Here is a 21,587-nt window from a genome sequence, read left to right as displayed (position 1 = left end):
CCGTCATCCAATGTCATTCATTCATGAGACATGATTGGTTTATGAGCAATAAAACTCCATTAGTGTTTGCCATGGTTGCCGGAGAACTCTCGGGCGATATTTTAGGCGCAGGTTTAATGGCGGCGCTGCAAAAGACTCATCCCGATGCGCATTTTGTCGGTATCGGTGGTCCCCGCATGGAAGCCCTTGGCTTTAAATCCCTGTTTGCGATGGAAGAACTCGCCGTGATGGGAATTGTTGAAGTGCTATCCCGTTTGCCTCGTTTATTAACAGTACGTGCCTCCCTGATTAAAGAGATTACCGCGCTTAAGCCCGATTGTTTTATTGGCATTGATGCACCGGACTTTAATATTGGCCTCGAGCTTAAACTCAAAGCGCGCGGCATTAAGACGGTCCATTATGTGAGTCCGTCCGTGTGGGCGTGGCGTCCAAAACGGATATTCAAAATCGCCAAGGCTACTCATATGGTGCTATCGCTGTTGCCCTTTGAGAAAGCCTTTTACGATCAGCATCAGGTGCCTTGTACCTTTGTGGGTCATACCTTGGCTGACGATATTCCTTTCCAAAGTGATAAAGCTGCAGCCCGTGCCTTGCTTGGATTAGATGCCGATGCAGAATACTTAGCGATTCTGCCCGGTTCCCGTGGTGGAGAGCTAAAGCAACTGGCTGAGCCTTTTGTGAAGGCGGCTTTACTGATTAAACAGAACTTCCCTGATATACGTTTTGTGACGCCGCTGGTGAATCAAAAACGCCGTGACCAATTTGAGCAAGCACTGAAGGATTTTGCGCCTGATCTTGAAATCCACATGATTGAAGGCCAGTCCCGTGAAGTGATGGCAGCGGCCGATGGTATTTTATTGGCCTCTGGCACTGCGACGTTAGAAGCCATGTTAGTCAAGCGTCCTATGGTGGTGGCTTATCGCGTGAGCCCGATAACCTATCGCATTGCTAAGCGCATGATGCAGGTCGAGCGTTTCTCGTTACCGAATTTGCTTGCTGGAAAAGATCTCGTCCCAGAACTTATCCAAGAAGATTGCACCCCAGAGAAAATTGCGGCGGCCGTGACCCTTGAACTCAATCGCGATTTTGCGCCGCTCAAAGCCGAGTTTGAAGCACTACACCAAGTATTACGTCGTGATGCGAGCTTAAAAGCTGCAGAAGCGGTAATGGCGCTGGTTGAGCCTAAACACACTCAGGCTAAATCGCCGGAGGCTAATTAGTGGCAACCTATAAAAGTTTAACTGAAGCCGATTTGCTCGCCTTTTCAACCGGTTTGATTGCTGGTGTGGATGAAGTTGGCCGCGGCCCCTTAGTCGGCGATGTGGTCACTGCCGCTGTGATTTTAGATCCAAACAAGCCCATCAGTGGTCTGAATGATTCTAAAAAACTCACTGAGAAACGCCGCGAAGCCCTGTTCGATGAGATTTGTGATAAAGCGTTGTGTTATCACGTTGGCCGTGCAAGTCCAGTTGAAATCGATGAGCTGAATATTCTGCACGCCACTATGTTGGCGATGCAGCGCGCGGTTGCTGGACTTAAGATTGCGCCTGCGTTGGTGTTAGTCGATGGCAATTGTAGCCCCATCTTTGTTGCCCATAATGGCGCAGAGCTTACCAGTCACAGCATCATTAAAGGTGATGGTTTAATTGCCAGTATTAGTGCTGCATCGATTATCGCCAAAGTGACGCGGGATCGCGAGATGGACGTGCTCGATGCCGCTTATCCGCAATACGGTTTTGCTCAGCATAAAGGCTATCCAACAAAGGCACACTTTGCGGCTATCGCCGAACATGGGGTATTTGACCAGTATCGTAAAAGTTTCAAACCCGTCAAAGCATTACTGGGACTGTGAGCGCTGATTTTTAGCATTTGACCCAAACAAGCCGAAATAGGTATCTTGAGGTTGTTTGGGTATATAGTTGCCGTTATCCTGCAAAGTCACTGGCTCTGGCTGCGTGACTTTGTTAGTCTGCTTTCTAGTTATTGTTAACCTGCTATTCAAAGATAATCCTAATTATGTCCGATCCTCGTTTTGTGCATCTTCGTGTCCACAGTGACTTCTCTATGACCGATGGCGTGGCCAAGGTCAAGCCTATTTTGGCGCAGGTGGAAGCGCAGGGAATGGCCGCGGTCGCCTTGACTGACCAAAATAACTTTTGTGGTTTGGTGAAGTTTTACAGTGGTTGCCATGGTGCGGGGATCAAGCCGATTATTGGTGCCGATTTTTGGATGCAAGTGCCTGGATTTGACGGTGAATTATGTGCCTTAACCATCATTGCGATGAACAATGTCGGTTATCAGAATCTGACCCAAATCATCAGCCAAGCCTATTTGCGTGGCCAAGTGGCCGGCCGTGTAGTGATAGACCAAGAGTGGTTACTCACTTATAACGAAGGCATTTTGCTGTTATCGGGCGCCAAAGAAGGCGATCTGGGTAAGGCACTGCTCAAGGGCAATGGCACACAAGTCGAATCTTTATGCGACTTTTATCAGACCCATTTCACTGACCGTTATTTCCTCGAACTTATCCGCACAGGTCGACCCGATGAAGAGCGTTATCTGCATATGGCGGTGGCCTTAGCGCAGGAGAAGGGCATCCCTGTGGTGGCTACTAATCAGGTGGTGTTTCTTAAACCCGAAGATTTTGATGCCCACGAAATTCGGGTGGCAATTCACGATGGCTTTACCCTTGCAGATCCTCGCCGACCTAAAAAATACAGTGAACAGCAGTATTTGCGTAGCGAAGAGGAAATGTGTGAACTATTCGCCGACATTCCTGCGGCGTTGTCGAACAGTGTCGAAATCGCTAAACGCTGTAATGTAACGATCCGTTTATACGAATATTTCTTGCCCAATTTCCCGACGGGCGATATGTCCATTGAAGACTTTCTGGTCGACTGTTCGAAGAAGGGTCTTGAAGAGCGGCTCGAGTTTTTGTTCCCTGATCCTGAGGTGCGCGCCGAGAAACGCGGCGAATACGATGAGCGCCTCGACATTGAACTTAAAGTGATCAACCAGATGGGGTTCCCAGGTTACTTCTTGATCGTAATGGAGTTCATTCAATGGGGTAAAGATAACGGTATTCCAGTCGGGCCTGGTCGTGGCTCGGGCGCGGGTTCACTCGTGGCCTATGCGCTTAAGATTACCGACTTAGACCCATTGGAATTTGACTTACTGTTCGAGCGATTCCTCAACCCTGAGCGGGTTTCTATGCCCGACTTTGACGTCGACTTTTGTATGGATAGACGTGATGAAGTGATCGACCATGTGGCCGAATTGTACGGCCGCGAAGCGGTATCGCAAATCATCACCTTCGGAACTATGGCGGCAAAAGCGGTTATTCGCGACGTTGGCCGCGTGCTGGGTCATCCCTATGGCTTCGTTGACCGAATTTCTAAACTTATTCCTCCAGAACCTGGGATGACGCTGGCGAAAGCCTTTGAAGTCGAGCCAGCACTGCAAGAATCCTATGATGCCGATGAAGACGTAAAAGATCTGATCGACATGTGTCGCAAGCTCGAGGGTGTGACGCGTAACGCGGGTAAACACGCGGGTGGTGTGGTGATTGCACCGACAAAAATTACCGATTTTGCGCCGCTCTATTGCGATGCTGAAGGTAAAAACCCAGTAACACAATTCGATAAAAATGACGTCGAAACCGCAGGTTTAGTTAAATTCGACTTTTTGGGTTTACGTACTTTGACAATCATCGACTGGGCACTGGAGATGGTGAACAAGGTCGAGGTCAAAAATGGTCGCCCACCTGTGCGTATCGAAGCGATTCCGTTAACGGATGCGGCATCTTTCCGCTTGTTGCAAAAATATGAAACCACGGCGGTATTCCAGTTGGAATCCCGCGGTATGAAGGATTTGATTAAACGTCTGCAGCCTGACTGTTTTGAAGACATGATCGCACTGGTGGCATTGTTCCGCCCTGGGCCTTTGCAATCGGGCATGGTAGATAACTTCATCGAGCGTAAGCATGGGCGCGAGGAAGTATCGTATCCCGATTCTCAGTACCAGCATGAATCCTTAAAAGAACTGTTATCACCGACCTACGGCATTATTCTGTATCAAGAGCAAGTGATGCAGATTGCACAGGTGTTATCGGGTTACACCCTTGGCGGCGCCGATATGCTCCGCCGTGCTATGGGTAAGAAAAAGCCCGAAGAGATGGCCAAGCAGCGCAGTATTTTTAAAGAAGGCGCAATCAATAACGGCGTCGACGGCGATTTGTCGATGAAGATCTTCGACTTAGTGGAAAAGTTTGCCGGCTACGGTTTTAACAAATCCCACTCAGCCGCTTATGCGCTGGTTTCCTATCAAACCTTATGGCTTAAAACCCATTTTCCTGCGCAGTTTATGGCGGCGGTAATGTCGGCCGATATGGATAACACAGATAAGATTGTGACCTTGGTCGATGAATGTGAGCGTATGGGCTTGCCGCTCATTCCTCCGGATGTGAACAAAGGCTTGTTCAAATTTACCGTTGATGATGATCTGCGCATTGTTTATGGCATTGGTGCCATTAAAGGTGTGGGTGAAGGCCCAGTTGAATCGATTTTAGAGGCGCGTAAGGATGGCCCCTTCGTGGATCTATTCGATTTTTGCGCCCGTATCGATTTGAAAAAGCTCAATAAGCGCGTGATTGAAAAGCTTATCTGCGCGGGGGCACTCGATACTCTTGGACCGCATCGTGCGTCTATGATGGCAACCTTGCCCGAAGCGATTCGCGCCGCCGATCAACACGCTAAAGCTGAGGCGATTGGTCAACACGATATGTTTGGTTTGCTCAACAGTGAACCCGAAGACAGTAAGCAGCAGTTTGTTGAATGTACCCCTTGGCCGGATAAAATTTGGCTCGAAGGCGAGCGTGAAACCTTAGGCTTGTATTTGACCGGTCATCCGATCAATCAATATTTAAAAGAGCTTAAACATTACACTTCTGGCCGTTTGAAAGATGTGCATCCGACCGAGCGCGGTAAAACCGCTAAGGCTGCGGGATTAGTGGTGGCAACACGCGTGATGTTGACTAAGCGCGGCTCGAAAATGGGCCTGTTGACGCTTGATGATAAGAGCGCGCGTCTTGAAATCATGTTGTTTACCGAAGCCTTTGAAAAGTTTAATCATCTGCTGGAGAAAGACCGCATCCTCATTTGTGAAGGTGAGGTGAGTTATGATGATTTTGCCGGCGGTAACCGTATGACGGCGCGTAACATCATAGATATCAGTGAGGCGCGCAGCCACTTTGCCAAAGCGCTGGAAATTGATATGGATGGCAGCGAGTTAACACCATCGGCGTTAGACACTTTCGAGCAAGCCCTAAGCCCGTGGCGTAACGGTGCTGTGCCTGTGGTGATCAATTACACTCAAGCTCAAGCCAAAGGTCAGTTTAGGTTAGCCGATGCTTGGCGAGTGAATCCGACCGATGACTTGATGCTCTCGCTCGAATCGCTCCTCGGGCCAAACAAGGTGAGAATTTTATTCTAATGTTGGCGAATGTCTTAGGTGTAAACAGATGAAGTTAACTTATGTCGGCTAAGCGTGACGAAGCGTTGACTGCTGGCGATCTCAGCGCGCATATCTGTGATTTTTTGGCAGCGCAATCCTTAGCGCCTGACAGCAAGTTAGTGCTGGCTTACAGTGGCGGAGTTGATTCCGAAGTCTTGGCCTTTGGTTTAAGCCAGTTTGCACGGCAACATCCGGAGTTTAATTATCAGCTAGTGTATGTACACCATGGCCTAAGCGATAACGCTGAGGCTTGGGCACTGCATTGCCTTGAGCGGGGCCTGTATTACGATCTGCCCGTGACGGTTGAGCGAGTCACGGTTAATCGTGGGCCAAGATTGAGCCTTGAAGCCGAAGCGCGCAAAGCGCGTTATCTGGCGATTGAGCGGCATTTAAGTGCCAATGATGTGTTGCTGACGGCTCACCATGAAGACGATCAGCTTGAGACTATCTTACTGGCACTCAAGCGGGGTCAGGGGCCTAAAGGGCTGGCGGCCATGGGACAAGTGCAAGCATTAGCACATGGCAGACAACTGCGGCCGTTATTGGATATCAGCCGTGAGCAGATTGAAGCCTACGCAAAACAGCAAGGCTTAGTGCATATCGAAGATGAAAGTAATCAAGACGATAAGTTCGATCGTAATTTTTTACGTTTAGAAATCATTCCCCGTTTAAAAGCGCGCTGGCCGAGTATTGCGACAACTGCGAGTCGCAGCGCGGCATTGTGCGCCGAGCAACAGGCAACGTTGGATTTACAGGTGAGTGAACGTTTGCCTTTATGGTTAACCCAAGCGCCTTACCATACTCAAAGTGTATTTAAGCTCGAGGGTTTTGTTGAGCAGTCAGCCGACTGGCAAGCGTTACTCTTGCGGGGATTTATCGAATCCCAAGGTTTTGCCTTGCCCTCAAAGGTGCAGCTTAATCAGATCATCACTCAGCTGTTAACCGCGAAAGATGATGCCAAAGTGCATATTCGAGTGGGTGAGTGTGAAATCCGCCGCTTTGCTAATCAAGTGTATTTATTTAAGTATCAAGCTCGCATGCGTCATGTTAAGCCTGCGAGTTGGACACTTCCTTCGCAGCTCCTCATCCCTTTAGTGCGGGGTGATGTTACGCAATTAGACGTGACTCAATCAGATGTTACTCAATTGGATGTGACTCAATTAGACGTGAAACCTGCGGGTGTTACTTGTGGTGAGCCGATACGTCTCAGTGCCTCTAGACAAGGGCCTAGAGCTCGCTTTCCTCGGCCAGATGAAGTGGTGAGTGTGCGTTATCAACTTGCGGGGCAATATCGCTGCCACCCGCATTCTCGGGGTAAGGGGCGAGAATTAAAGAAACTATGGCAAGAGTTTGGCGTGCCGCCTTGGGTACGCGAAAAGGTTGGTTTCGTGTTCTATAACGAACAACTGGTGATGGCGATTGGGCTGTGGGTTGAAAAAAGCTTTATTCTTGAGTCGAATAGACTAGGTTTACAGGTCTCTCAAATTTCTATTTAAGTGCTTGTTTAAGCGTTTTATAAGTGGCTGTTGGCGAAGCAAGGGGTTTGGGTTGGGAGTTGTCGCTGGAGTTTTTGTGAGTCGTTGCGGCGTTATTCTTTTTAAGTAGGAAAGCAGTAAAGTAAGAGAGTAGGTCGCAGCACGTCAGTTTGATTCGAATCTTCCTTGAGATCTACCTTAAGATAGTAATCTTCCTTTTGTTTTGAACCTTCACAGATTACGCGCTGCGAGTTTGTTATCGCATTTCATTTGGCATCCTTGCGCGTCTAAACTAATTGATTTTGGCTGAGTTTATAGCAGTTACGTCCCGCGGCTTTGGCTTGATAAAGCGCCTTATCGGCAAGTTCATAAAGTTGTTCGGCTTCAATGGTATCGTGTGATTCTGCCACACCTAAGCTACAGCTCACCCCAAATTGAGTGAAACTAGTGTGCAGATTGATGGCCGAGACAATCCGTTCGCACAATAGGCCTGCCGCATGAATATTACCTTGGACAATAATCACGAATTCGTCACCACCGATACGGAAGGCTTGATCCGTATTACGTATGGTTGCACGAATGATGTCGCCAAATTCCTTCAGAATATAATCACCGCATTTATGGCCGAATTTATCATTTAGCTGTTTAAAGTTATCTAAATCGAGCACTATGAGTGCAACAGAACCTTGTTTTCTATGGGCTCTGGCGGTCGCATTGTTGATGCTTTGACTGTAGTAATGACGATTACCTAAGCCAGTGAGCGAGTCAAACATGGCCTGCATCGACATTTCTTGATATTGCATCGCATTTAATAACGGTTGCAATAACAGCGGTTCAATATCCTGTAAGTTTGAGGCTTGTGATGGTGTTAGTGGCGTCAATAACTGGTATTGGATCGTCAGCGGCAAACCTGCACATATCAGCTGTCGTTTGACGCTGATACCATAACGTTTGCCCCAGCTGAATTTATGTTCGCCATAACTTAAGCGCACACCTTGGATCGGCAAGTGTTGTCCCAGCACTTTGCCATAGCAGGCAAAGACTGTCCTTGGATCTAAACTGGCGTGCAGTTGTTGGATCACTTGTACTAAGTCCAATGGATTATCATTGGGACTATAATGTTCTGTTTGATAGCGATATTCGTCGGGATACAGCTCGGTCGCTAGGCCAAAGTCCATAATCATCACTCCAGCAAATGTTAGTGCGATACATCTCTTACCTAGTCTAAGCAAATACCGTGCCGCAATATTTGTTAATAAAATTTGTCTTTGTTAGTCATTCAGTTAAGCTTAAAACTCAGCGTTAGTTTTTTTGACACGTCAGCATTTTGACAGGAGTCATAGCCCCAATGGAACATAGCTTTTTAATCCAAGTACTACTTATGTTAGTGATTGCCATTGTGGCCATTGCTGTGCTGCGTCGTTTGGGGTTAGCTGCAATTCTGGCTTATCTACTCACTGGTGTTGTGAGTGGACCAAGCGGTTTTCACTGGTTTACCCAGCATCAAATGCAATCCGTCGCCGAACTTGGGGTTGTGCTGCTGATGTTTACCTTAGGCTTGGAGTTCTCTGTGCCGCGGCTATGGGCTATGCGCCGCACTGTATTTGGCTTAGGCAGTGCGCAGGTGGTGATAACGACTCTGTTGACTATGGGTGTAGCCCTATTATGTGGTCTTAACTGGGTAGAAGCCTTGGTTATCGGTGCCGCTATCGCTTTATCATCCACAGCCATAGTCCTTAAATTACTCAATGAACAGGGATGGCTGAGGCGCCGTCACGGTGAGCTCTCTGTCAGTGTCTTATTGTTCCAGGATTTAGCGGTTGTGCCGCTGTTGATCTTATTGCCATTACTGGCCAATGGTGGCGAACCTTTGATCGTTGCGGATATCGCCTTTGCTTTGCTGAAAGGTATTTTGGCTTTTTCCCTCTTAATGGCTTTCGGTAAATGGGCACTGCCGCGGATTTTTGACGAAGTTGCCCGCTCCCGCTCTAACGAACTGTTCGTGTTATCAACGCTGGTGGTGGCCTTAGTCACTGGCGCGTTCACCCAATGGCTGGGACTATCCATGGCGCTGGGGGCATTTATGGCGGGTATGCTGCTGGGAGAAAGCCAGTACCGCCGCCAACTTGAGGCCGATATCCGGCCTTTTCGTGATCTATTGATGGGGCTGTTTTTCATCTCCATAGGCATGATGCTGGACTTTACCTTAGTGATGCGTTTTTGGTGGCAGATATTGCTGATTTTAGTGGCAGTTGTACTCGGTAAGGCGCTGATCATTCATGGCATTTTAAGATTAGTAGGCGAGCCTTTTCGAATTTCGATGAGTACGGCCATGAGCCTAGCCCAAGTGGGCGAGTTCAGTTTTGTGGTGTTGGCTTTAGCGGTTAATTATCAACTTTTAGATAATGAAATCAGTACCATGTTGGTCATGGTCGCCGTGCTTTCCATGTCGATCGCACCTTGGTTAGTTCGCCATAGCGTAGACATTGCTAAGTGGGTGTTGGGGATCCGGCAGGCAAAACACGTGGATGAAGTCGTACCACTTTTAATGGATGAGCAAGAGCTGGTGATGATTTTCGGTTATGGCCGAGTAGGGCAGACCATAGCGCGATTTTTGAAAACTGAAGCTGTACCTTATCTGGTCATGGATCTCGATCCGACTCGTGTCTCTGAAGCGCGTCGTGCCGGCGAACCTATTTACTTCGGGGATGTGTGTAAACGGGCGATGTTAAAACAAATTGGCGTTAAGCAGGCCAAGATGATCGTCATCACTTTTTGTGAGTCGCGCAGTTTGGAAGAAGTTCTACCCTTATGTAAGTTATTGGCGCCAGAAGCTAAAATTTTAGTCAGAACTAAAGACGACAGTGATTTAGACTTACTGAAAAAAGCCGGTGCTAATCAAGTGATCCCAGAATCTTTGGAAGGCAGCCTGATGTTAGTGTCACAGGTGTTACATCAATGTGGTGTGCCTCTGGCGCGCATTTTAAAACGCTTAGAGTCAGAGCGGCGCAATCATTATCAATTTTTACATGGTTTTTTTTCCGGTACTGAAACCGACTTCACCTTAGAGTCATTGCATGCGGTGGCGTTACCGCGTGGTGCAGATGCGATTGGTAAAACCGTTGCCGATATTATGTGGGAAACCTTAAGAGTTGAGTTAAGGGCGATTCGTCGCAATGGCGCCGAAGTGGAACATCCTGAGCAGGACTGGGTTTTTCGTGCAGGGGATATCTTACTGATAGTGGGTAAACCACGACGACTTGAGAAAGCTGAGGCTAAGCTCCTACATGGCTAAAGGCCTGAGGTTCACTCTTTTGAGATGGATGAAAATGCAGATATAAAAATGCCGACATAGTGTCGGCATTTTTGTCTGGAACTTGTTAACTTAAATTAGACAAAGTCTAATTACAGAATAACTACGTTCGCAGCTTGAGGACCTTTTTGGCCTTGTTCGATGTCAAAAGAAACCTTTTGACCTTCAGCAAGAGTTTTAAAGCCTTCTGAAACGATTGCGCGGAAATGAACGAATGCGTCAGCGCCACCATTGTCAGGAGAAATAAAACCAAAACCTTTATCTTCGTTAAACCATTTAACTACACCAGTAGTTTTAGACATGAATGTCTCCAAAATTTTCAAACAAATAATTCGCAATTATGCGGGATGTTAGCCAGAAATAGAATTATTTACATTGATGATAAGTTATGAGTGGAAAGCTTCATGACAGCAAAAAATATTACAGGCGTAGCGAAGGTTTTCAAATACATAATATTGCTTATAAATAGGTCTGAATCACAGGCCGGAGTGCAGATTAACACACTCTAGGGGTTTGTATAGCTTTATTTTGAAATACCTTTCATCTATAGAGAGGATTATGGAAAGATATTGGGAAGGGCGAGGCTTTATAACTGTTTATATTCAAATGGATACGAAGCTAGTTTGAAAGTTATCGAGCATAAAAAATATTTTGTCTGTTTGTCGCGACTTAGTGACAGTTTACCTATTAGGTGTCTGTGGAGTGTGGGAGGCGACCTGTATGCCAGAGAAAGGATTCAGTCACGCTTAGTTACGTTATTAAATTGTTGCCTATTTGTGTTGATGATATTCTCGTCAGCAAAATAACAGCGTGCTTGAGCTTTAGATTCAGTGCGATAACTGTAGACCCAATATAATAAGAATGGAGAATGACGTTGAAAACAGTACTGAAACGGATTGGACTCGGCAGCTTAGTCTTAGTGCTGTTATTAGTGGCGCTGGCCGCCCATGAATGGTTTGCGAAAAAACCGTTTTTCTTTCGCGCGTTCTTAGATCGAAGTGTGGTCAAGATGGCTTTCGAAAGCCCTGAGACCTTAACCTCATTGGGTTTCTTAGAATCGGTAGGGATTACAGGCCATAACGCCGAGTTGGATGATGATAGTCCAGAGGCGATGGATAAGACTTTCGCGCAAGTGCGAGATCTGCGTGAAACCTTATTGAGCTATTCCGATGCGGATTTAGATGAAAATCAACGTATCTCCAAGGATATTGCCTTATATCTTGCCGATTTCGCATTGGTCTCTGAGCCGTATCGTTACCATAACTATCCGCTGAATCAGTTGTTTGGTGTGCAAAACGGGTATCCCAGCTTTATGCAGGCGCAGCACCAAGTCCATTCTGTTGGCGATGCTGAAAACTATCTGTCGCGTTTACAAAAGGTGAAACTTAAGTTTGCGCAAACTCTCGAAGGCTTAAAAATCCGTGAAGCTAAAGGGATTATTCCACCTAAGTTTGTGATTGAGCGAGTACTGACCGAGATGAATGATTTTGTCGCGACGCCGATTCAAGACAATATCCTATACAGTTCATTCAAAACCAAATTAGCTGACACGGATATCAGTGCCGATGAACAAGCACGGTTATTGGCCGCCGCCGAAGCGGACATTAAAGGTTACGTGCATCCAGCGTATCAATTATTTATCGACTACTTTACCCAGTTACAAGCCAAAGCTGGGACGGATGATGGTTATTGGGCGCTGCCAAATGGCGACCTTGCCTATGAGCAATTGCTGAAGTTCTTTACGACCACTAATTACACAGCTGACGAAATCCATGCTAAAGGGCTGGCTGAGGTGGATCGCATTCAGAGCGAGATCATGACTATCTTAGCCGCTGAAGGTTACGATGTGAGCCAAGGTTTCTCGGTCGCGATTGAAGCATTAGCTGCCGATCCTAAGTTTTACTACGAAGATAGCGATGCGGGTAGAGCGCAAATTCTGGTTGATTATCAGCATATTCTTGATGAAGTGAATGCGGGACTCGGTGATGCCTTCCGTATTCGACCTGAAGCGGGCATGGAAGTAGTACGAATCCCTGAATTTAAAGAAAAAACAGCACCGGGTGCCTATTATCAGCAGCCCGCGATTGACGGCAGTCGTCCGGGGCGTTTCTATGCCAATTTATATGACATCAAGGCCACGCCTAAATACGGTATGCGCACTTTAGCCTATCACGAGGGGATCCCTGGGCATCATTTTCAAATCGCAGTGGCGATGGAGTTAGAAGGTATGCCGCTTATTCGTAAGATGGCGCCTTTTACGGCGTACATTGAAGGTTGGGCTTTATATAGCGAACGTTTGGCGTGGGAGCTTGGTTTTCAAAAGGATCCCTTTGATAATATCGGTCGTTTGCAGGCAGAGTTGTTCCGCGCTGTGCGTCTAGTGGTAGATACGGGCATTCACCATAGCCGTTGGACTCGCGAGCAAGCGATCGACTATATGAAGAAAAACACTGGCATGTCCGATCGTGATGTCACGGCTGAGATTGAGCGTTATATCGTTATGCCAGGCCAAGCGACGGCCTATAAAGTCGGCATGATGAAAATTCTCGAACTGCGCGAAAAAGCCAAGTCGGCCCTAGGGGATAAGTTCGATCTCAGAGACTTCCATGATGTGGTGCTGAAAAATGGCGCCGTGCCCTTGGATATCTTAGAAACACTGGTCGATCGCTACATTGCTGATAAAAACAATGCTGAGGCTAAAGCTAAAGTTTAGCCCTTGGTTGCAACCGTTAACGCTTAGTGATTAATGCAACACTAACACCTGATTTATCAATGGCTTTATGCGGGTTTAAATCCATCCCCTGTCTGCGAATAAGTATGTTCTATTAATTTTGCAGGCAGGGTGGGTTTATCGATAGAGGCTATCATTCTGGCTTTCGGCCAAGGCTTTCAATACAATCCCACACAACTCATTGATAAATGTCGCTCGGCAATGGCTTGCTATTGTTAGGTATCGATATTTTTAGTTTCAAGGTTTTTACATGAATCGCTTGTCCCCCCAAGATCCTATCCAATTGACTCGCACCACGATTGAGTCATTATTCACGCCGCCAACCTTAATGCGCGCCCGTGATTATGTGATGAAAGGACGGGTCTTGAGCGCCAAAGCGAATGCCGATTTTCGTCATATTGAAGGTCGCGTCATGGGTACGGAATCCCAGCCCTATCGTCAAGATATTCGCCTCGTGAGTGTTAACCATAAGTTGATCATGAATGGCTTCTGTTCATGCCCCGCCACTGGGCATTGCAAGCATATTGCCGCCGTGCTTTACAGTTTACTAAGTGATAGAACCGTTGAAGATCAACGTATTGCCCAGTGGTTACATCTGCTAGACGAAAGTGATGATCTCACGGTTTCAAATGTCGATTTACTCTATGACGATCGCGTGCTGTACGTATTATCTAAAGATGATAACGGCGTTTACCTTGAGCTCAGAAAAGGTAAGCTGGCGAAGAAGGGCGGCTATAACAAAGGCTCGAAAATCGCATTATCCGACGTACAATATTACATGCCCGCTTGGATTGGTGCCGAAGACGTACTCATCATCAATCTCATTATGTCGACTCGTCGTCACGGTGCCTCGCGTCTGTATCTTAAAGCTCAGTTAGGCGCTATGGCGCTGGAAAAAATGCTCGTCACTGAACGGTGTTTTTGGGAAGAGAGCCGTTTAGCGCTTACCCGAGGTGAACCGTTAAAGCCAGAATTCATTTGGCTGGATAAGGATGCCGAACATAAACAGATGCAGTTAACGCTGCCCAATAAAGAAAATTGGGAGCTTATCCCCTGTGAGCCGCCGACTTATATCGATTTAGATTATTTTAAGATAGGCGCATTAGAGACAGAGATCAGCGTTGAAAAACTGTTGTTACTCAGCCAGATGCCGCCAGTGCCTAGCTCGCAGATTGAAATGGTGAGCCACAAACTGATTAAACACTTTTCGGCGAAAACCGTGCCTACGCCCGCTTCGATTGATTTTGTCGAGCTGCAAGTGCCGCTGCAAGTCAGGTTGACCTTAACCGCGCAGGAGTTACCTGAGTTTGCGATGGCGCAGCCACTGGTGTTGCTGGAGTTTATTTATCAAGACGTGGTGCTTGGCGGCCAATATCCCGATGAGCCCTTGTCCTTAGTTACCCATCAAGGCAAAACCTATCAAGTCGCGCGTCAACTCGATGCGGAAATGGATGCCATTAATCGTTTGATGACATTGGAACTGGTCGAACTGGCGCCTTCTTTTATCTCGAATAGCGGCAGTTATGCCAGTATTTGGGGGGTAGGGCCACTGCCAGAAACCATTGATGCTTGGTTGCACTTTATCCAACAGGAAATCCCAGCGCTAGAGGCCTTGGGCTACCAAGTGCATTTTGCCGACCATTTCAGCTTGAATGTTATCGATACTCCGCTGGCGATTGAACTGGATGATACCCAAGAGGGGTGGTTTTCTCTGTCACTGAATGCTGACATCGATGGTCAAATAGTGCCTATGCTGCCCTTAATTGCCACTTGGCTTAAGCAGTATGGTGAGCCCGCCGATGATGCAGAATTACTGCTGCCCAGCCCAAATGGCGATTGGTTAAAAGTCAAAGCTAGCGTGATTAAGCCGCTGATCAGCATTATTTTAGAGCTGTTTGACAGTCACAAAGGCAATAGCGTGTCTTTGCCTAAATACCGTGCCCACCTATTAAATGATTTTGCCGACAGTGATCTTCGCCTGCTTAATGGTGAACGGGTGCGCAGTTTAGCAACTAAACTTGAAAACTTTAACGGCGTGTTAGAGGTTGCAGTCCCAGACAACTTAAATGCTGAGTTACGTCAGTATCAACAGCAAGGGTTGAATTGGCTCTGTTTTTTAAAGGAATATCAGCTTGGCGGTATTTTAGCCGATGATATGGGGCTAGGGAAAACCATTCAAACCTTGGCCTTTTTACTCAAGCAGCAAGCGCTAAAACCCGTAGGGGCTAACCATGCTCCAAGCCTCATTATTTGCCCAACGAGCTTAGTGGGTAATTGGGCAAAAGAAGCCGCGAAATTTGCACCTTCGTTAAAGCTTGTCGTGATTCATGGCGCCTTGCGTAAGCCTTTGCTCGAGCGCTTAGGTGAGTTTGATATTGTGGTGACGACCTATCCGCTGATTGTGCGCGACAGTGACTATTACCAACGGCAGGTGTTTGAACATATCGTGCTCGATGAAGCGCAGCAGATTAAAAATGCGCAGGCGAAAGTGACTCAAGTGATTAAAGCTCTTAAAGCGCCGTTTAGATTGTGTCTGTCGGGTACGCCGCTTGAAAATCACTTAGGTGAACTTAAGTCCTTGATGGACTTTTGTTTGCCCGGACTACTCGGCACGAATGCCTTCTTTAACAAATCCTTTAGGCACAAAATTGAACGTTATGGCGATAGGGAACAAGCGCAAATCTTGAGTCAACGGATTGCGCCTTTTGTGCTGCGCCGAACCAAAGATGAAGTGGTCGGTGAATTACCCCCTAAAACCGAAATCTCCCAGAGCTTAGAGTTAGAAAAAGATCAGCGAAATCTCTACGAGAGTATTCGACTGGTGATGGAGAAAAAACTGCGGGATTTATTTGCCTCTCAAGGTGTTGCTAGCAGCCATATCGAGTTTCTCGATGCTTTACTTAAGCTACGCCAAGCCTGCTGCGATCCGCGCTTAGTGAAGTTAGAGCAAGCGCAAAAAGTGAAGAGTAATGCTAAGTTAGACTGGCTAAAACAGAATTTGCCCGAGATGGTGCAAGAGGGGCGCAAGATATTAATTTTCAGCCAGTTCACTAGCATGCTTAGCCTGATTGAAGCAGAGCTGGTGGACTTAGAGCTCGATTACAGTAAGCTCACTGGGCAAACTCGCCTGCGCCAAGCCCAGATAGATAAGTTCCAAGAGGGCGATACGCCTGTGTTCTTAATCAGTTTAAAAGCGGGCGGTACTGGGCTCAATCTCACCGCTGCGGATACTGTGATCCACTATGATCCTTGGTGGAATCCAGCGGCGGAAAAACAGGCTACGGACAGAGCCCATCGTATCGGCCAAGATAAGCCAGTGTTTGTGTATAAGCTGATTGCCGAAGGCACTGTAGAAGAAAAAATCCAAGAAATGCAACAGCATAAACAAAGTCTGGCGGACAGTATTCTCGAAGGTAAAGGTAAGGGCACATGGCAAGGAAGCGCAGATGAGTTGTTATCGCTTTTTAGCTAATAGTGACCAGTTTAAAATTGATTGAATCATTTGACTGAGGTGAACCATGCAGTACCAAGTCGACACTCATACCCATACTGTGGCTTCGAGCCATGCTTATAGCACGATTCATGACTATATTGCCGTAGCAAAACAGAAGGGTATTCGCCTATTTGCGAATACAGATCATGGGCCTGCGATGGCGGATGCACCGCATTTTTGGCACTTTGTGAATTTAAGAGTGCTGCCTCGTATGGTCGATGGTGTCGGGATTTTGCGTGGTATCGAAGCCAATATTAAAAATATCGACGGCGAGATTGATTTCTTTGGTGATTATTTAAAGCAGCTCGATATTGTGCTCGCGGGATTCCATGAACCGGTTTATCCGCCATCGGATAAGGCAACCCACACAGAGGCCATGATTAATGCGATTAAGAGCGGCAAGGTTGATATCATTACTCATCCGGGAAACCCCGCCTATCCGATTGATATTGAAGCCGTTGCCCGCGCCGCTGCCGAATACGGTGTAGCGCTTGAAATTAACAATTCCTCCTTTGAAGTGTCCCGTAAGGGCAGCGAAGCCAATTGCACTGCGATTGCCAAAGCGGCCAAGGAGTTTGGCACTATTTTAGTTATGGGCTCTGATTCCCATGTGGCCTTTAGTTTGGGCGGTCTTGCGCGGGCGCAAGCGATCATCGATGAAGTGGCTTATCCGCCATCACGATTACTCAATCGTAGTCCTTCAGCACTCTTAGCCTTTTTAGCCGCCCGTGGCCATGAAACCGTTGCTGATTTGATCCCCTTATTCAGTGACGATGAGCCATGCTGTTGATTAGTGATGAAAATAGTGGCAACTAAAGTGACGCCACTTCAATGCGGAGCGGCGAGTGCCACAGACGCTAACACTCCTCAAGTGGTGTTAATCACTGGTGCGAAGAGTCAGCTCGCTCAGGCGTTACTGAGAGTCGCTGCCGATATTGGCGAGCTAGCCCTAAATAGCAGCACAAGTGCAAACACGAGCGCAAACACAGTCGCGCCACTGAAGCTGTATGCGCTAAATCGTAGTCAGTTAAACATTACCGATGCCGCCAATATTGCAGCAGTGTTTGATCAATATCGACCAAGCTGGGTGATCAATTGCGCGGCCTATAATGCGGTGGATGCTGCTGAGCATGATGCAATCGAAGCGAATCGGGTGAATGCACTCGGCCCTGAGTTATTGGCGCAGCAGTGTTTGTTGTCGGGCGCCCGCTTGCTGCATGTGTCGAGCGATTATGTGTTTGGTGGTCATGCAGTTTGCGATAGTGCCCATGCAACTGAACGTGTAGTGGGTGATGCTAGAGAAGCTGACTTTGAACAGCATCAAAACCCTGACTTAGCTCAAAATTCAAACCCAAACCAAGTTCATTTACCAAGGCCATTTGTTGAACTCGATGCTCCCGAGCCGTTGTCTGCTTACGGCAAGAGCAAGTTGCTCGGTGAGCAGAAGGTATTGGCGGTCTTGAGTGAGCGGGCAACGATTGTGCGCACCTCATGGCTTTACGGTCAAGATGGGCATAATTTTGTCAAAACCATGCTCAACTTGATGCGTACTCAGCCAAGCTTGCAGGTGATAGTCGATCAAATCGGCTGCCCGACATGGAGTGATGCACTCGCTAAGGTAATATGGCAATTAGTCGTGCAGCAGTACTCTGGAGTTTTCCATTACAGCGCTCAAGGCCAATGTAGTTGGTATGAGTTTGCCTGTGAAATTCAGCGACAAGCTATAGCGCTTCATCTGTTAAGTCAACCTATGGTTATCCAACCGATTACCAGTGCTGATTATGCTAAGCAGGCACTAAACCGCGGCATAAGTTTGGCAAAAAGGCCGAGTTATAGTGTGTTGAACAGTGGTAAATTACGCTCCACTTTGGCTACGAATAATGTACTGTCGATGCCTGAACAGATCGAGTGGCAAGATTGGCGTCAGCAACTGAATCGCATGTTGCGGCGGTTATCTTGACAATAATGAGCGTGACTCACATTTTGCTTTAGGCTGCTTTAATCAGGCTTTAAGCGTTTACGTCATCTAAGTGATTAACGCTGTCGAAAACAATAAGCCCGCCAATAATCAGATTTAAGCGACGGCTTTAGACTATCCGTATGAAAACATGGGCTGTGAATACGAATGCAGCTGGACTCAAGGCTCTTCTCAGCGCCGATGGCTTGCCTTAGTATCGTAATCACTTTGTTTATCTGTGGTTTTGTACGCAGCGGTTCAAGCCGTGAGTCTTAGTCTATTTTGCTTGATGTATGATGAATTTGTTCTAAATTCCCCTTGGATGACAATGGCATAATGCCAGAATATTTAATGCATTAAGGACGTTTCAGTGACAGACAAAACGACAATAGCACAGACATTGACCAAACAAGATTTATTGCAAGTGGTCGCGATTGCCAAAGCGGCGGGCGATGCCATTATGACGGTTTATGGTCAAGATGACTTTTCAGTGAGCCATAAGGGCGATGATAGTCCCGTGACAGCGGCCGATTTAGCCGCGCACCACGTGATAGTGGCGGCATTGGCAAAGCAGTTTGTCGGTATTCCTATTATGTCTGAGGAAGCGGCGGATATTGCGTGGGATGAGCGTCGTCAATGGCAAACCTATTGGTTAATTGACCCTTTAGATGGCACTAAGGAATTTATTAAGCGCAATGGTGAGTTTACCGTCAATATTGCGCTTATCCATCAAGGGGTTGCTATCGCAGGTGTGGTATATGCGCCTGTGCTCGATACCTATTATTACGGTGCTAAGCATTTAGGTGCATGGCGTCAACAAGCGGGTCAAGAAAGTCCCTTATTGGGCGCTAAAGTGCCACGCGCGATGCCGATGATTGTTGGCAGCCGCTCGCACTTGAGCCCAGGTTTAGCGCAATATTTACAACAGTTTGGCGAGCATGACATCTTAAGTGTGGGTAGCTCGCTTAAGTTTTGTATGTTGGCAGAAGGCAGTGCCGATCTGTACCCCAGGCTAGGCCCTACCAGCGAATGGGATACTGCGGCGGCGCAAGCTGTGCTCGAAAGTGCTGGCGGCACAGTTGTCTGTTACGACTCAGGTGAACCATTAACTTATAATCAAAAACCTGACATTTTAAACCCTTACTTTATTGCCACAGCCCCAGGCTGGGTGAAATAACGACCGCCTAGCATCGATACTTGTTGATGAAAGGGCGGGCTAAACACTGGAGTAGTATTCATGATGCGCATGGGCGTCGATTTAGGCGGAACAAAAATAGAATTAGTCGCACTGAGTGATGAAGGTAATGAGCTATTTCGCAAACGTGTGACGACGCCACGTGACTATCAGGGCACGCTTGCTGCGGTTGTCAATTTAGTTAAGGAAGCAGAAGCGACTCTTGGCGAGCACGGCACTGTCGGCGTGGGTATTCCAGGTGTGGTATCGCCCTATTCAGGTTTAGTCAAAAATGCTAACTCGACGTGGATCAATGGTCATCCCCTCGATGTGGATTTAGGGGAATTGTTGCAGCGTGAAGTGCGGGTTGCCAATGATGCCAACTGCTTTGCGGTATCTGAGGCGGTCGATGGTGCTGCCGCTGGTGCATCTGTGGTGTTTGGCGTGATTATTGGTACTGGTTGCGGTGCTGGCGTGGCAATTAACGGCAAAGTTCACGGCGGTGGTAATGGTATCGGCGGTGAATGGGGTCATAATCCTTTGCCTTGGATGACCAAGGAAGAGTTCAATACCACCCGATGTTTCTGTGGCAATCCCGATTGTATCGAGACCTTTATCTCTGGCACTGGCTTTGTGCGTGATTATAATGCGGCTTTGACGGCTGCAGGTACAGTGCGTACTGCCGCCAAATCAGGTGCTGATATTATGTTGTTAGTCGATGAGGGGGATGCGATTGCGGTTGCTGCATTTGATCGTTATATGGATAGACTCGCTCGTTCACTCGCCCATGTGATCAATATGCTCGATCCCGATGCCATAGTGCTGGGCGGCGGAATGTCGAATGTCGCAGCGATTTACCCAAGATTACCGGCATTGCTGGCCCATTATGTGGTGGGGCGTGAGTGCCATACGCCTGTGGTGCAGAATCTTTATGGTTGTTCATCGGGTGTGCGCGGCGCAGCTTGGTTGTGGGAAAAGTAATCTTCGCTTGGATATCTGTACTCATCTAGTGAGCTTATTCGGCTTTGAGATCAATGCTTAATGGCTTATACGTTTTATAAACATTAGCCCAGCAAAACGCTGGGCTAATGTTATCTGCTGTGCGTTTCGCCGTATTTTGATGCTATGATTGCGCTCCTTTGGGTTGCTTGGCATGGACATCATGTTTTGGGTTAAGAAAGTTGTTTCACAGGGGATAATGCCGATTCCCTTTATCCTATTGTTATTACTGATTTCTTTTCTGGTATGGCGCCGTCGGAGCATGGCGAAATACTTAGTATCTTGCGCTTTTTTTCTCTTACTCTTTTTAAGCAGTCAACTGAGTGTAAATACCTTAGTGCGGCCATTAGAAGCGGCTTACCCTATTAATTCTACGCCCATCGCTGGCGCTTGTTTTGTGATGGTATTAGGTTCGGCACACTCGGATATTCAAGGCGCGACTGCGGTGCAATCCTTATCTGCAGTAGCGCTTGCAAGGCTTAGTGAAGGTGTCAGACAACTTCACTTAGGCCAAGAATGCAAGTTGATTGTCAGCGGTTGGGGCGGCGAACTCACGCAGGTTTCCCATGCTGAAATGATGGCGAATGCCGCAGTTGAACTGGGCGTCGATAAACGTCGGATCATTCAATTTCCTTTAGCGCGAGATACGATAGAAGAAGCGCAATATTTACAGTGGGAATTAGGCGAAGAACCTTTTCGCTTAGTCACATCGGCCACTCATATGCCACGGGCTATGGCTATCTTCACCGCTAAAGGTTTACATCCCGAAGCCGCACCAACGGATTTTATTGGGAGAGATGATTTTTGGTGGCGTTTGACGGCGGATAATCTAGTGGCTTCTCAGCGGGCGATTCACGAATACATTGGCCGTTTGTGGTTATGGTTAAAGACCGTAAGTTAAAGATGGCAAGTTAAGGGTGTGGTTTCCGACTTT

14 protein-coding genes are annotated in these 21,587 nt (G+C 47.4%); 12 read left to right on the top strand and 2 right to left on the bottom strand.

Annotation, left to right across the window (positions count from 1 at the left end):
• Nucleotides 1–41: 41 nt before the first annotated feature.
• The 4 genes from lpxB to tilS all read left to right on the top strand — a co-directional run bounded on the left by lpxB (nucleotide 42) and on the right by tilS (nucleotide 7,007).
• Complete coding sequence (gene lpxB / locus Q4Q52_RS00405; RefSeq protein WP_220592476.1) at nucleotides 42–1,220, top strand: lipid-A-disaccharide synthase; 1,179 nt, start codon at nucleotides 42–44, stop codon at nucleotides 1,218–1,220.
• Nucleotides 1,220–1,852 carry a ribonuclease HII gene (gene rnhB, locus Q4Q52_RS00400; RefSeq protein ID WP_311989578.1) on the top strand — a complete coding sequence of 211 codons (633 nt, stop codon included), beginning with the start codon at nucleotides 1,220–1,222 and terminating at the stop codon, nucleotides 1,850–1,852. The genes lpxB and rnhB overlap by 1 nt, the downstream gene beginning before the upstream one ends.
• A 164-nt stretch (nucleotides 1,853–2,016) precedes the next feature.
• The gene (gene dnaE, locus Q4Q52_RS00395; RefSeq protein ID WP_311989576.1) at nucleotides 2,017–5,490 is read left to right on the top strand and encodes a DNA polymerase III subunit alpha; all 3,474 of its coding nucleotides are present in this window, start codon (nucleotides 2,017–2,019) and stop codon (nucleotides 5,488–5,490) included.
• Between the two features lie 41 nt (nucleotides 5,491–5,531).
• Nucleotides 5,532–7,007, top strand: a complete 1,476-nt coding sequence (gene tilS, locus Q4Q52_RS00390; protein ID WP_311989575.1) for a tRNA lysidine(34) synthetase TilS — start codon at nucleotides 5,532–5,534, stop codon at nucleotides 7,005–7,007.
• A gap of 266 nt (nucleotides 7,008–7,273) precedes the next feature.
• On the opposite strand, the gene Q4Q52_RS00385 is transcribed toward tilS, so the two are convergent.
• Nucleotides 7,274–8,164 carry a GGDEF domain-containing protein gene (locus Q4Q52_RS00385; protein ID WP_106650035.1) on the bottom strand — a complete coding sequence of 297 codons (891 nt, stop codon included), beginning with the start codon at nucleotides 8,162–8,164 and terminating at the stop codon, nucleotides 7,274–7,276.
• Between the two features lie 170 nt (nucleotides 8,165–8,334).
• Here Q4Q52_RS00385 and Q4Q52_RS00380 point away from each other — a divergent pair, with 170 nt between their 5' ends.
• Nucleotides 8,335–10,281 carry a monovalent cation:proton antiporter-2 (CPA2) family protein gene (locus tag Q4Q52_RS00380; protein ID WP_311989574.1) on the top strand — a complete coding sequence of 649 codons (1,947 nt, stop codon included), beginning with the start codon at nucleotides 8,335–8,337 and terminating at the stop codon, nucleotides 10,279–10,281.
• 110 nt (nucleotides 10,282–10,391) lie between these two features.
• Here Q4Q52_RS00380 and Q4Q52_RS00375 read toward each other — a convergent pair whose 3' ends face one another.
• On the bottom strand, nucleotides 10,392–10,601 hold the full coding sequence (locus Q4Q52_RS00375) for a cold-shock protein (protein WP_006080998.1): 210 nt from the start codon (nucleotides 10,599–10,601) through the stop codon (nucleotides 10,392–10,394).
• A 566-nt stretch (nucleotides 10,602–11,167) separates the two neighbouring features.
• Between Q4Q52_RS00375 and Q4Q52_RS00370 the strand changes: the two genes are divergently transcribed.
• From Q4Q52_RS00370 to Q4Q52_RS00340, 7 genes are all read left to right on the top strand, one after another.
• Entirely contained in the window at nucleotides 11,168–13,012 is a 1,845-nt protein-coding gene (locus tag Q4Q52_RS00370) for a DUF885 domain-containing protein (protein WP_311989573.1), read from the top strand.
• Nucleotides 13,013–13,280: 268 nt separating this feature from the next.
• On the top strand, nucleotides 13,281–16,502 hold the full coding sequence (locus Q4Q52_RS00365; protein ID WP_311989572.1) for a DEAD/DEAH box helicase: 3,222 nt from the start codon (nucleotides 13,281–13,283) through the stop codon (nucleotides 16,500–16,502).
• Nucleotides 16,503–16,548: 46 nt separating this feature from the next.
• Nucleotides 16,549–17,313, top strand: a complete 765-nt coding sequence (locus Q4Q52_RS00360) for a phosphatase (RefSeq protein WP_311989571.1) — start codon at nucleotides 16,549–16,551, stop codon at nucleotides 17,311–17,313.
• Between the two features lie 6 nt (nucleotides 17,314–17,319).
• A complete protein-coding gene (locus Q4Q52_RS00355; RefSeq protein ID WP_311989570.1) occupies nucleotides 17,320–18,483 on the top strand; it encodes a sugar nucleotide-binding protein in 1,164 nt (387 codons plus the stop codon).
• A 367-nt stretch (nucleotides 18,484–18,850) separates the two neighbouring features.
• Nucleotides 18,851–19,657 (top strand): 3'(2'),5'-bisphosphate nucleotidase CysQ, encoded by an 807-nt coding sequence (cysQ, locus tag Q4Q52_RS00350; protein ID WP_107946971.1) that lies wholly within the window; start codon nucleotides 18,851–18,853, stop codon nucleotides 19,655–19,657.
• 60 nt (nucleotides 19,658–19,717) lie between these two features.
• On the top strand, nucleotides 19,718–20,635 hold the full coding sequence (mak, locus tag Q4Q52_RS00345) for a fructokinase (protein WP_107946972.1): 918 nt from the start codon (nucleotides 19,718–19,720) through the stop codon (nucleotides 20,633–20,635).
• Nucleotides 20,636–20,852: 217 nt separating this feature from the next.
• Nucleotides 20,853–21,554: an ElyC/SanA/YdcF family protein gene (locus tag Q4Q52_RS00340; RefSeq protein ID WP_311989730.1), complete on the top strand. Its 702-nt coding sequence runs from the start codon at nucleotides 20,853–20,855 to the stop codon at nucleotides 21,552–21,554.
• The last annotated feature ends 33 nt before the right edge of the window (nucleotides 21,555–21,587 follow it).

It is taken from the genome of Shewanella sp. SP1S2-4 (genome assembly GCF_031932075.1).
In the GTDB taxonomy this organism is placed as follows: domain Bacteria; phylum Pseudomonadota; class Gammaproteobacteria; order Enterobacterales; family Shewanellaceae; genus Shewanella; species Shewanella baltica.
The sequence above is the reverse complement of the archived record's forward strand: the minus strand, read 5'-3'. Positions and strand labels throughout refer to the sequence as shown.